The following is a 12,188-nucleotide window of genomic DNA, read 5'->3' as shown; positions in this document are numbered from 1 at the left end:
CTACGCGGGACAGCCGGCTTCTGTCGTAAGCGCTTGTCCGGTGATCCGTACATTTCGCACGTCCGTGGCGAGCTGACCTTGAACGTCTCCGAGTGTCGCGTTGCTCGGCATGGCGTCGGAGTCACGTTTCAGTTGCTTCACCGCAGCGTTGAATTGCTCTGCTGTCGGCGTGTTCATCTTGCGCGCGGTCCTCTGAATTTCATTCGCGTCGTTGTTGACCCTATCGGTCGCGGCGCGCAATTCCGCGACGGTCGACTGCGGGGTCATCCGATCGAGCTCGGCGACGTGGACGCGGAATGACGAGGCTGCTGCGCATAGCTTCTGTTCGGATTTCTGCTCGGACTGGCAGGCGCCTACGGACAACGCGATCATCCCCGCGACGGACATCATCAAGAGGGTTCTCATGACACGCTCCAGTTCATGATCTACGCACGCAAACACCCGCGTTCCCGCCACTGCATGCAAGTAGGCGGGACCCTCGCCGTCGCTGCAAGACGAGCGCCATGTGCGTCCGTTCGACGGTGGCGCTCAGGCGGCGCGCGCACCTTGGATTCGGTGCTCGAGCGGACGCCCACTCTCGCGGTACTGCGCCGGGGCGGGCTCCGCCACATGACCTAGGGCGCGCTCATGGCTCTAGGCGCCCCAAATTGCGAAGCGCCGCAGACACCCGCGAAGCGTGCTCCCGTCAGGCTGCGACGGCGAGCGCGCTTTCGAGACGTTCGACGAGGAACGCCGCTTCGGCGGCGTTCGGTAGGCCCACGCGCTCGAGATCGCTGGAGCGGCCGCGCGCGACCTCGTCAGCGAGCTCGCGGAACGCGGCGATACGAACCGCGGCGATGCGAGCGTTCGCGACGGCGTCGAGCTTGGTGGACAGCCACTCGGCGACGTCGAGAGAGAGCTCGGCGTGCCGCGTCTCGTCGTCGGCGATCGTCTTCATGGTCTGCGCCAGCTCTGGGTCGGTCGCCGACGCCGCCTGCCAGGAGGCTTCGAGCGCGCCATAGAGCTCGCGAACGCAGCCCTCGCGCGCGTTCTCGAGCGCCATCTCCTCGAGCGAACGATGTGCGTGAGGTGCGACGACGACGGCGGCAACCGCTGCACCGTGGCGACGGGCGAAGCGGCCCATCATCGCGGCATGCCGAACTTCGTCGCGCATCGCGCGTTCGGCGCGAGCCACGAGCGTCTTCGGCGCACCGTGCTGGACGAGCTCGTCCCGGAGGACGCGGAAGGCGTGGACGGATGCCGCTTCGAGGTGCGCCATCGTCGCGAACCACGAGCCCACGACGGACGACGCCGACGCCATCGCGGGAACGAGCCCCTCGGGACGGCGACCTGCGCAGCTATTCGTCTCGGCGCGCAATGTACGTTCGACTTCGGACACGGTGCCGTCACGACCGATGCGGAGTACGACGTCCGCGTACTGGATCGGGCAGTCCTTCACGATCCTCGACGCGCGAAGGATCCACGAGCCGTCGACTTCGGCGATCCATGGGGAGTCGCAGGTCGGTTGGTAGCTGCCTTGCCTCGCGATGAAGTAAGCTTTCGCCGGGCTGTCGATCGAGCCGAAGAGATCGAGCATGGCCTGTCGACTACCTACGACGATCACGTCGTCGCCTTGAGTGACCACCAGAAAGGAGATCGCGGAGAGCGATCCGACGGTGCTAAATAGCGAGGTATTGCTATTTGCCTCGGCGAGTGCCGTGGTGCATGCGTCCTGATTGCTCGCCGACTTGCACGGCTCGCCGGCCTGATCCGACGTTTGGACGACGCCGCCAGAACCATCGTTCCACCGATACGAGATGTAGTCCACGCCGAGCGAGACGCGGAGCGCCTCGAAGGCCTTCTGCTCCGGATAGCAGGCAAAGGGAGACGTGTACGGCACGCTAGGGTTCGTAGGGTTGTTCGTCCTGGGCGGCGAATCGGACGAAGCGGCGGGTCCATCGACCCCCCCACCACAAGCCACGATCGAACTGCCAGTCGCGCTCAGAGCGAGAATGGCGGCGAAGAGCGAAGACAAGTCACGAGGGCGCATGGGCCCGGCACCGAGCACGCAGCGTGCCACCCCTCCGCTGCATACAGTCCCTATATTCCTCGAGCCCCCGCGATGGCTGGCACTCTGTGGCACAAAGTGGAAGGCGGGCGTGTCATGCCGGCCTTCCCTTCAGTCCGCCGAGGGACGAAGCGTGACGAATTGCGCTCCCCAACGCATCGGATCGTCGCGGTTGTTGTCCTGGTATTCGACGACCTCGGAGAGAAGGAAAACGAAACACCCGTGACGGAGCAAGGAACGCCCGCGCCTCAGTGGACGTAGTCCGTCTTTTGCGAAATTGCAGCAGGCCCGTAACGCGGTCCTACGTGAGCGGATCACCGCCGTCGACGAGGCGAAACTCGGACGCCGTCACGACGCCGGGATTGGCACGTTGACCGCACGCCGTGAGGGTCGCGGCGAGTCCGAGGAGGCGCCGCACGTTCACGAGGAGAGCCCTTCCGCGGCGAGCGCTCGATTTCGCTCGGAGACCTCGAGTGCGAAGACGAGGTCGCCTCGCGTGTCGCCTGCCGAGGCGAAGGCTGCACGTGCGCCGGAGGCGACCGCGCGCGCAACGGCGTCGACGGCGAGCTTCGTCACGCCTGCATCGTGGAGGCCCGGCGCGAACCCGACCGCGCGTGCGCCGACTTCGAGTGCGCGTCGAACCGCGCGCGAGGCAGCGTCTTCGAGTCGTGCCAGGTCGAGCGTGGCTTCGTCGCCGAGCCAGAGGAGAAGCACTCGCCGCGCCTTGATCGCCGGAGCCCCGTCCACCAAGACAGATTCGGCGTCGCCGTGGTCGCGACGCATGCGTTCGACGCGCCCGCCGAGCAAGCGGTCGATCTCCGCCACGGCTCCCTGCAACGGAGCTCTCGCCCCCGAGGTGATGACGCCGACCGCGACGAGATCGACGTCGTGGACGACAGGGCTTTCGACCGCGAGCTCGACGGTGAGCTTCGGCGCGTTGGGGACTGACGATGTCATGACGCTATCGACGTATGAAATTCGGTATCGAACTTGGACGTCGTTGCGTTCTCACGCGCCTTCGAAAAAAAATGGGCTCGAGTGATCCCGAGCCACTGGCGAGAACGCTAGCGCTCGAGCCTCCCTGGAAGCAGCGGCAGACGACGCGCCCCTCGAGCACGTTGTGCAGCCACGCAGCGACCGCGAGGCGACCGCGCTCGATGCGCGAGGCGACCGCGCTCGATGCGCGAGGCCACGGGTTCGTCGTGCTCATGCGGATGCAGCTCGAGAACCGCTGGCGCGACGAGAAGATCGTGCCGCGCGCGATCGCGATTCCTTTATCGAGCGCGCGGAGCGTCATTCGCGCTCGGAGTCGCTGGGCGTGAAGTGCTCGGGATCCGCGCCGGCTACGACTGCGGGGACGAGCACCTCGACGCTGTACGTCTGCGCGCCCGCGAACTCACGGAGCGTGCGCGTCATGCGATAGACATGCTGCGCGTCTCGGCAAAAGCCAGGGGCGAGCGCCGTGAACGTGCGCGCGTCGGCAATTCCTCGTTCGACCTCCCCATGGTTGAGGATGCGGTCGCCGGCGCGCGCATATCCAGGGTCGATCGCTGGAAGAGACTCGAAATCCGACGGCACCACATCGGGCAAGGCGCGTAGCTCTGCGAGATCAGCATCGCCGTCGTCGTTGAGAAAGTAGAAGACGGTGCGCGCATCCGCAGCGTAGTGCTCGCCGAGGATGATGAAGGTGCTCGCGTCGGCGTCGAGCCGAGCAAGCGACACAGTGTCGGTGTGCTTCCCGCCATAGCAAAGGTGATGCACGGTCGTCCGATCGACGGCGAACCACCGGCCGCGAAGCTCGAACGTCGGGGCATCGATCTGGGGCTCGACGACGCCGTTGTTGTAGAGCACGCCCGATGCGCAGTCGCGGCCGAAGGTGAGGCCGATCTCCTCGAAGGATGTGGCCGCGGCCCCGTCAACGAGGCTGAGCTCGTAGCAGTCGTAGCCGTAGCGCCAACAGAAGACGCCTCGTCGGTCAGCGATGTAGCGCGCGCCAAAGGCGACAAAGGAGGCTGGATCCCACGGGCCGTCGTCGGGCGCGTCGGCCGGTGCGCCGTCGTTGTAGACAGTGTTGGCGTCCTTGGCCCATCCGCCACGCAGGAGAGTGAAGGTGGAGGCGTCGGCGTCGTCGATCGTCTCACCGGCTCTCACGACTGTGCGCGCGTCGACCGCGTAGCCATCTCCGAGGTCGCGCCATGACGCGAGATCGAGGGTGGTGTCGATCTCGATGGTCCGGCCGTAGCCCGTCAGCTCACAGGCGACTACGCCGTTGCGAACGAAATAGCGGGTACTCACGCCCATGCGTAGCGAGTACCAGCGCAGCAGCACAGGTGCAACGAGGGGTCGCGCGCGACGGGGCGTCTTGCCTGTCTCGCGCGCTTCGTTGGTACGAACGAGTTGGCGAACGGTCCAGGCGTGGTCGCGCTCTCGAGCGATGTCGGAGTCAGATCCAGCGATGAGCTGGCGGCTCGCCAAGGGCACGCGGCATGCAGCGAACCGCGCACTTCCCGCACAAGGAGGACGTCATGTACGCGGCCGTACGAAGATACGAGGGAGTGACCAATCCTCGTGAGGTCGGGCGCTTGGTGGAAGAGGCTTATCTACCGCTCGTCTTGGACATCCCAGGGTTCGTCTCCTACGACTGGATCGAAGCGGACGGTGGAGTCGTGCTCTCCACCAGCGTCTTTCAGGACAAGGCTGGCGTCGAGGAGTCGAATCGACGAGCTGCCACCCTCGTCCACGAGAGGCTGACTTCGCTGCTTCCCAACCCGCCACAGATCACGACCGGCGAGGTTACCGTGCACAAGGTAGCCCGCTGACGTCGACGACTGCGGCGACCACTTGCACGGACCGAGAATTTCGGGGCCCACGGTGGGCGAGGGCCCCGAAATCCTCGGTCCTTTGCACAAGTCTGTCGCGAACTCCGTTTGACTATTCAATCAGCGCAACCGAGTTGCGCTCTAGAGTGCACGGACGAAGGTCGGGATTCCGAGGTTCCGCGCGAGGGTGTGCGAGGTGCGAAGCGCCGCCGGACGGTCGAGGAACGCGCCGATCAGGACTTTGTGCATGCGCCGTCCACGCACCGTCTCCTCGATCACGTGAGCCATGGGATTCGTCGCCGGGACGTCACCAGCGAAGAAGAATCCATCGTCTTCGACCTCCGCCTCGTTCGCGCGCTCGGCGATCCGTGCGGCGCCCGCACTCGTTGCGCTGGCAAAGATCTGAACGGTGTAGACCTGCGCGTTCATCGCGCGTGCTCGTTCGACGCGGGCCGAGTCCGATTGGAGTTTCGCGACGCCGTCGAACAGCCCTGGAAGGTCCTGCCAGTCGACATCGAGCTGCTCGCTCGCGGACTTCACGACCGCCGGCGTCCCGAAGGCCTCGAGGCTCGCGCCTGCTGGCAGGACTTCGTCGAGCCGGACGATCCACGTCGCCCATTCGCGAATGACGGAGGGATCCCAAGCGACCGGGCAAGAGTCGTTGTTCGGCATCGGTTCGGTGACCGCCGCGCGGCCGACATGGGCGGAGTAGCCACACCAGCAGGCCTTGGCTTCGTTGGTGGAGCCGAGGAAGGTCGAAACCAGCACCACCATCACCAGGAGACGAAGACGCATCGGCCAGGAACGCATGCGGTGAGGCGCTACCTGCATTTGTCCTGCGATGAGTGACCGAGCGCACCGGTCGCTTGGTGCGCTTCGCACGCTTTGCTCGTCGAGCTGGCGCCCGGATCCGCAATTTCGTTCGTTGTCGGATACGAGACGACGTCGCTCGCGCGACGCTTTGTCTCCCAACGGCGTTTGTTCTCGGATGAGTTTGCAAACACGCTCCCCCACATCATGCAGAATGAGCCCCCTAAGGACGCGCTTTCGAGCTCGCAGGCACCGTCACCAACCCCTCGAACTGGACAAGCCGCTGGCCGAGGTGTGATGGAAACGATTCGAAGATGATCCGTACCGCTCTCGAGATTTACCGCACGACGCGGAAGAAGCACGACCTCGTCTTCAACGTGTACATGATGCGTCCGGTCGCGGCATTCGTCGTCGGGATCTTCGCGAAGACTCCCATCACGCCGAACCAGGTCACGCTCCTCAACCTGTTCGTCTTCGTCGTGTCGATGGCGCTCCTCGTCGCGATCCCCGACTACCGCGGCGGCCTCATCGCCGTCGCCGTCCTCGAGCTGTCGTATTGCCTCGATTGCGTCGACGGCATGCTCGCACGCTTCAAAAAGATCGCCTCGAAGGAAGGTCATCTCTTCGACTTCTTCACCGACGAGATCAAGGCAGTATTGCTCGCTGCGGCGCTACCGATCCGCTTCTGGCGCGGCGGCGGCCTCGGGTTCGACGGCACCGAGTGGCGCCCCGGAACACCGACGTTCCTCCTCGCCGCGACCGGAGCCGCGATCATCCTCGCGTCGGCAACGTCGCTCACGAACTTCGTCCGCCGCCCGGAGGTGAGTGGGCGCGCTCAGACGGTCGAAGCACACTACGAGGCGGTCGTCGAAGCAAAGCCCACGTCGCTCGTGGGCCGCATCGGCGGACTCGTGACGACGTTCCTCCGCTTCTTGAACCACTACCCGAGTCATATCTGGATCTTCGCGCTGCTCGGGCGGCTCGACGTGATGTTCTGGGTCTACGCCGCGATCAACCTGCTCTACCTCGGACGCGGATGGCTGGGGCTCATTCTCCGCTTCGGCCGCTCACCCGGCGTGAGCCAGCCCTCGCGTGAGGCGACGATCGACGACGACCGAGCTGCGTAGTTGGTTGCGAGGCGAGTGTCGGACGCAGCGTCACGATTCGCTAGCACCGAATCCAGCGGACTCTCGGGTAACGTCGCGCGTCGCTTGCGGCGGACACCGGGCCCCCGGGCGAGCGCCTCGGCAAGGTTCAGTGCGAGCTCGGGAAGTGGTGCATCAGCCATTCCGCCAGTTGTCACGTGGCGCGACTACGGGAAGATGGGCCCGAAGTAGGCTGCGACGTCGGCGGCATACTTGCCAGCTGTCACTTCCACAAGAGCGAACACATGGTCTCCCTGGCTCGACGCTGCCAGCACGCTGGGGGTGCGCCCGACGGGCTCGCCTTTCGAGTCTCGACAGAAGAGGTCGGTGCCGGAGACGTAGCAGCCAGCGTAGGCGTCGCCACTGAGCAACGTCGATAGGCGTCGGTACCACGAGGCCTCGGCAGATACCGAGGCGCGCCAATGCCAGCTCAATGAGGGCCCGTCAGAACTGAGCTGCAGCGCCGCCTCGCCGCCTTCGGCACCGGCCACCAGCACGTGTAGAGCGTCGTGCGATTCTTGCCCGCTGCCCGAGGTTGCGCCGCGTGCAAGATGCACATATTGGAAGCCCTCCGGTAGTGCGACCTCGTCGCGCACGGTGGCGGCGTCGGCCGCGAGACGCACGAGGGTCCACTTCCCATCATGCTCAATCGCCGTGGCGACGCCGGGAGGGTCGTCGACGAGCTCGAGCAAACGGCTCGTCCCCCCGATCGGCGCGAGCGCAGTGCGCACCAAGCGCGAGGACGACTCTTCCGTATAGAACGCGATGCCCTCGGGATCTCGGACCATCCACACGGCGCCTCGCGCGTGGGTGGGCCCGGGGCCAGGGCCAGTCACGCTCACGACATCGGCCGTCGTGCGGCAGCTCGTGGGCGCCGTGCAGAACTCGACCGGTGCCCCGATGCCCTCGGGGGTGATCGGTCGCAGGGTGGCATCGCTCTCTGCCACGTACACGCGAGGGGGCTCGTTGTCCGAAGAGGTGAACGGAATGTCGTAGCCATGAAGCGCACGGAACGTCGCTCCGCTGTGCTCGAACGACACGGCGGGCCCCCACTTATGCCCCTCGAAGTAGTGTGAGCCCGTTCTCAGCCAAAGGCGCTTCTCCGAGGCCAGCACGGCATACACCGGCCTGTCGCCGACCACCGCGAGCATCGACGGTGCTTGGTCGAACGGAAGCGGCTCGAAGCTGAACGGGCTTTGGGTCGGCGCGGGCGAGGCGGCGTCCCCTTCGGTGAAGGAAGGCGGCGCGGCATCCGCAGGGGTCGAGGCACTCGTCGGAGGCGCTGGCGCCTCCACGATCGCGCACGCCGCAACCAGCGCGATGCCAAGCGTTGCGAGTACGAGAGGTATGCGCTGCATCCGCTCTAGCCTAGGGCATCCGGTCAGCGAACGACCAGAGACATTGCCCGTTGCGACGCTCATCGCCTGTTGCGCCTTCGACCGCGCCTTCGATTCGAGCACCATCCGACCAACGCGAATCTCGAGGCCACGTCTCGACGGATGTCGTCGAAGGGGGGTGTGCTGCTCGCGGAAGGCACTCTGCCGCCGTGAAACGGCTCGGAGATCTCTGCATCTTGCTGCGTCGCGGCGTGCGCCGACGCGTCCTGAGTTCCCGCTTCCCGCGGCGCGCCACGCGACGTGAAAAGAGCATCGTGGCGGCCGCGCCCAGGACGATGACGAGGAAGAAGGCGGCTCGTCCGAGTCGTCGCTTTGCCTTCGCCGTGGGCGCGAAGCCTAATACGAGACGGCCGATGCTCGTGACTGTCTTCGAAGTGTCCTCGCTCGTAGCGGAGCATCGCTAACGCCCGCATCGTCGTTGCTCGAGGCGCGTTAAGAAATCGCCGAGCTCGTCCGCATCGTAGACCTTGAAGCCGAACCGCCGGCGGCTCGTGAAGGAGAGCTCGACGGTAAAGGCATCGAGCGTGCGCCCGCCGTAGATCTGCGCGCACAGGATCGCGACGCTCGAACCGACGATGCGTGGCAAGACGAGGCTCCGGCCCCTGAGCGTGATGCGATGGCGGTGTCCGAACCGCCATGTCGAGAAGAGCAGACAGGCACATGGCACTCCCAGATCTGCGCGGCCACATCGCTCCTCGTCATCCGGTTGACAGCAGGGCACACGTGATCACCCTGTCCGTGTACACGCCAAATATGCAGATGGCTGCATTTGATTCTGAGGAACAGTCATGACCGCACAGACCGTTACCGCCGCCCCCGCCATCGAGAAGATCGCCACGACCCCCGACTGGTACGCGCCCTACCGCATCTCGCAAGCGATCAAGGCCAACGGCGTCGTGTACGTCTCCGGGCAGGCCGGGTTCGACGAGCGGGGCAACACCGTCGAGGGCGGGTTCCTCGCGCAGGGCCGCCAGGCGTTCCGCAACGTCGAGCGGGTGCTGGCCGAGGCGGGCCTGGACCTCACCGACGTCGTCAAGGTCGGGATCTTCGTCCGAGACATGGCCAAAAACCTCGACGACGTGATCACCCTGCGCGGCGAGTTCCTCACCGAGCCTTACCCCGCGGACACCCTGCTGGAGGTCTCCCGCCTCGCCCAGCCGGACTGGCTAATCGAGGTCGAGGTCACCGCCCTCGCCCGCTGATCCCGGGCCCCCACCCGACAAGCCCGCTGCACCGAATTCGAACCGATGTTCCGTCGGATCGACATCGATCCGTCGCGCGCGATGATCGCGATCGACGACGAACGTTATCTCCTCGTCCGGGCATCGGCGTTCTCGATCGACTTGCTCGATACGCTCGTGCAGCTCTATGGGATTGTAGAACGCCCTGCCGTTCCGCGATAGCATGCGACACGAAGTGGACGCGAGAACGGCACTCGCGGTGTTCGTAGTTGTGGTGAGCGGTGCTCGGCACGCCTACGCCGACAGTGCACCGGCGCCGCTCGAGCTTGCGTGGGAGGCCGCCGAAGGCTGCCCCGATGCAACGTTTGTCGTCCAGCGTGTGGAGCAGATCCTTCGCGCACCGCCGACCATTCCCGGCGGAGTGATGGCAAGAGGCGTGCTCCAGAAGACGGGTGACGCACACTTCGAGCTCGAGCTGACGATACGCGCCGACGAAGCCGAAGACACGCGCACGATCGAAGGCACGTCTTGTGCGGCGCTCGCCGAGGCGGCCGCTGTCGCGATCTCGTTGGCGATCGATCCCACGAGAGCCTCACCGTCGCGCGAGAGGGAGACTCCTGCCGCCGTAGCGCCAGCGCCCGAGGCCCCTCCCCTCGCGCGGCTAGTCGCGAAGGGCGAGCGCGAACCCCTCGCTCCGCCGAACCGTGTGGCGCTCGGGGTGGGCTCCGCGATCGGGTCAGGCAGCCTCCCCCGCCTCGGTGCCGGCATCTTCGCGTCTGCGGCGCTCGACCTTCGACGCTTTCGGGTTGGGGCGCTCGGCGCTTTCTCGTTCCGCCAGCGTCCAGTCTTCGAGCCCGCCCTCGGTGCGGGTGCATCGTTCGACACGTTCGCCGTCGGGATCTTCGGAGCGTACATGGTCCCGCTCGGGCCGTTCGCGTTCGGGCCCGCCGCCAACTTGGAGCTGACCTACATGCGCGTGGAGGGGTTCGGGATCCGCTCACCGAAGTCCGCTTGGACGGCATGGCCCACCGGCGTGCTTGGAGCGCGCTGCGAGCTCGACCTCGCTCGTCGCGTTCGCGCGGTGGCCCGGGCTGACGTCCTCCTTCCTGTGGACACACCAATCGTCATCCTCGGGGCTCCGGGGAGCAAACAGTACCTCTACGAACCCGAGCGTGTTGCCCTGCGTTTCAGCTTCGGCGCCGAAATCGTCCTGCCGTGATCACTTTTCCCGATCATGGGCCGGCCTCGCGGAAGACTAACTACGATGGTTATCTCCTGGACGCAGGATGCTCGTCTCGATCCCGCGCCGCGGTCCGCGGCCGAGGAGCCGACATCACCCCGTCCCGGCAGGGCCGTCGTGACTTCGCACACTGCATCCGTGGAATCTCTCTTCGCCGAGCTTTACCGGGCGGAGTTCGCGTACGTCTGGAGAAGCGCGCGACGTCTGGGGGTAAGCCGCGCCGAGGCGGACGACGTCGTTCAAGAGACATTCGTCGTCGTTCATCGTCTGCTCGGGACGCATGAGTTGAAGGGGTCGCCGCGGGGGTGGCTCTTCGCGCTGCTCTTTCGGGTCGTCCAGCGGCATCGTCGCTCGCACCGGCGACGGATGGTTCACACGGATATCGACGCGAACGTCGACATCATCCCCGCCCCCTCGGCAGGCGCGCCCGATCAGACTGCTGAGACGAGCGAGACCATACGCATCCTCGAAGAGATCCTCGAGCAGCTCGATCCCGACAGACGCGCCATTCTCGTCCTTGCGGACATCGAAGAAAGACCCGTTGCCGAGATCGCCGAGATTCTAGGCATCAACGAGCGCACCGCAACGAGCCGTCTGCGCGTGGCGCGCGCGCATCTCGACGCGAGCCTCGCGAGGCATCGTGCACGTGACGGCTGGAGGTCCAACGTGAGCACCGACCCCGAAAAGCGACGGTCGCCACTGCTGCTGCTAGGGAGCATCTACGAGCCCGCCGACGGCGATGCGGAGCGCGTCCTCGAGAAGGTCCGATCTTCGATCGACGCCGAAGCGGCGATGGGCTCGCCCGAGGGCGGTCGAGGCGGGCAACTCGGCGACACGGCGAACCGTAGGCTGAGCTCTCTCGGACCCCCGCAGGCGTCGTCCATCGTGGCCGGAGTTCCGCTATGGCTGAAGCTCGCCGGGGTGTCGTGCGTCGCACTCGCGCTGGTCGGCCGATGGCTCGTACACGAGGACCGCTTCGAACTCACGTCGGCGCCACTCGACTCGAACGCGCTTGGTCCGGTCGCGACCGTGCAGGCCGCCGCCACGAACGAGCCGACGACGGCTGTGGCGAGCCCGCCGGAAGCCCCTCGTTCGCCCATCACCATGGACTCCGTTCCGGTTGCCGCGCTCCCAAGCGCGACCGCGAAGGCAACAACAACCGCAAAAGCGACCGCGAAAAAACCGGAGGTGGCGGCCGCGGTGAACACGAGCACGGACTCGAAGGCTCGAGACGACCGCGGAACCACCGACACGCTCGAGAGAGAGTCTCAGCTGCTCGGGGAGGCGCGCCATGCACTTCGAGGTGGCGACGGGCAACGGGCGCTCAGCTTGCTCGACGAGCACGCTCGTCTCTTCCCGAATGGTTGGTTCGCAAACGACCGCGTCGTCGAGCGCATCGTCGCCCTTTGCGGCCTCAACCGTCGCGAAGAAGCCGTACGCGAGGGCAAGGCCTTCCTCGATAGTCATCAAAAGAGTCCCCTCACCCGTCGCATCTCCACGAGCTGCGTGGGCAATCCCTGACAACTCCCTGTCCGCATCCTCATGAGTA

14 protein-coding genes are annotated in these 12,188 nt (G+C 65.9%); 6 read left to right on the top strand and 8 right to left on the bottom strand.

Annotated elements, in window-relative coordinates; all coding sequences use genetic code 11:
• The 5 genes from AKJ09_RS36550 to AKJ09_RS36535 all read right to left on the bottom strand — a co-directional run bounded on the left by AKJ09_RS36550 (position 1) and on the right by AKJ09_RS36535 (position 4,342).
• Positions 1–405, bottom strand: coding sequence for a hypothetical protein (locus tag AKJ09_RS36550; protein WP_146652472.1), 405 nt, complete (start codon positions 403–405; stop codon positions 1–3).
• 280 nt (positions 406–685) lie between these two features.
• The gene (locus tag AKJ09_RS36545) at positions 686–1,879 is read right to left on the bottom strand and encodes a ferritin-like domain-containing protein (protein WP_146652471.1); all 1,194 of its coding nucleotides are present in this window, start codon (positions 1,877–1,879) and stop codon (positions 686–688) included.
• 469 nt (positions 1,880–2,348) lie between these two features.
• Positions 2,349–2,471, bottom strand: a complete 123-nt coding sequence (locus AKJ09_RS55730) for a hypothetical protein (protein WP_275936678.1) — start codon at positions 2,469–2,471, stop codon at positions 2,349–2,351.
• Positions 2,468–3,004, bottom strand: coding sequence for a hypothetical protein (locus AKJ09_RS36540; RefSeq protein ID WP_146652470.1), 537 nt, complete (start codon positions 3,002–3,004; stop codon positions 2,468–2,470). The genes AKJ09_RS55730 and AKJ09_RS36540 overlap by 4 nt, the downstream gene beginning before the upstream one ends.
• 336 nt (positions 3,005–3,340) lie before the next feature.
• On the bottom strand, positions 3,341–4,342 hold the full coding sequence (locus tag AKJ09_RS36535) for a DKNYY domain-containing protein (protein ID WP_205633909.1): 1,002 nt from the start codon (positions 4,340–4,342) through the stop codon (positions 3,341–3,343).
• Between the two features lie 191 nt (positions 4,343–4,533).
• On the opposite strand from AKJ09_RS36535, the gene AKJ09_RS36530 reads away from it, so the two are divergent.
• Positions 4,534–4,866 (top strand): hypothetical protein, encoded by a 333-nt coding sequence (locus AKJ09_RS36530; RefSeq protein WP_205633908.1) that lies wholly within the window; start codon positions 4,534–4,536, stop codon positions 4,864–4,866.
• A gap of 141 nt (positions 4,867–5,007) precedes the next feature.
• Here AKJ09_RS36530 and AKJ09_RS36525 read toward each other — a convergent pair whose 3' ends face one another.
• Positions 5,008–5,661, bottom strand: coding sequence for an SPOR domain-containing protein (locus AKJ09_RS36525; RefSeq protein ID WP_146652468.1), 654 nt, complete (start codon positions 5,659–5,661; stop codon positions 5,008–5,010).
• Between the two features lie 329 nt (positions 5,662–5,990).
• On the opposite strand from AKJ09_RS36525, the gene AKJ09_RS36520 reads away from it, so the two are divergent.
• Positions 5,991–6,803, top strand: coding sequence for a CDP-alcohol phosphatidyltransferase family protein (locus AKJ09_RS36520; protein ID WP_146652467.1), 813 nt, complete (start codon positions 5,991–5,993; stop codon positions 6,801–6,803).
• Positions 6,804–6,988: 185 nt separating this feature from the next.
• On the opposite strand, the gene AKJ09_RS36515 is transcribed toward AKJ09_RS36520, so the two are convergent.
• Complete coding sequence (locus AKJ09_RS36515) at positions 6,989–8,179, bottom strand: hypothetical protein (protein WP_146652466.1); 1,191 nt, start codon at positions 8,177–8,179, stop codon at positions 6,989–6,991.
• A 439-nt stretch (positions 8,180–8,618) separates the two neighbouring features.
• A complete protein-coding gene (locus AKJ09_RS36510) occupies positions 8,619–8,804 on the bottom strand; it encodes a hypothetical protein (protein WP_146652465.1) in 186 nt (61 codons plus the stop codon).
• Between the two features lie 202 nt (positions 8,805–9,006).
• Between AKJ09_RS36510 and AKJ09_RS36505 the strand changes: the two genes are divergently transcribed.
• The 4 genes from AKJ09_RS36505 to AKJ09_RS36495 are packed head-to-tail and all read left to right on the top strand — an operon-like array spanning position 9,007 to position 12,160.
• On the top strand, positions 9,007–9,420 hold the full coding sequence (locus AKJ09_RS36505) for a RidA family protein (RefSeq protein ID WP_146652464.1): 414 nt from the start codon (positions 9,007–9,009) through the stop codon (positions 9,418–9,420).
• Positions 9,421–9,465: 45 nt separating this feature from the next.
• On the top strand, positions 9,466–9,621 hold the full coding sequence (locus tag AKJ09_RS53550; protein WP_169928154.1) for a hypothetical protein: 156 nt from the start codon (positions 9,466–9,468) through the stop codon (positions 9,619–9,621).
• 13 nt (positions 9,622–9,634) lie between these two features.
• Positions 9,635–10,618 (top strand): hypothetical protein, encoded by a 984-nt coding sequence (locus AKJ09_RS36500; protein ID WP_169928153.1) that lies wholly within the window; start codon positions 9,635–9,637, stop codon positions 10,616–10,618.
• A gap of 15 nt (positions 10,619–10,633) precedes the next feature.
• Positions 10,634–12,160 (top strand): sigma-70 family RNA polymerase sigma factor, encoded by a 1,527-nt coding sequence (locus AKJ09_RS36495; protein WP_146652462.1) that lies wholly within the window; start codon positions 10,634–10,636, stop codon positions 12,158–12,160.
• Positions 12,161–12,188 lie beyond the last annotated feature (28 nt).

Source organism: Labilithrix luteola (assembly GCF_001263205.1).
Taxonomy (GTDB): Bacteria; Myxococcota_A; Polyangia; order Polyangiales; family Polyangiaceae; genus Labilithrix; species Labilithrix luteola.
Note: the sequence above shows the minus strand (reverse complement) of the source record. Positions and strands in the feature narration are given on the sequence as shown.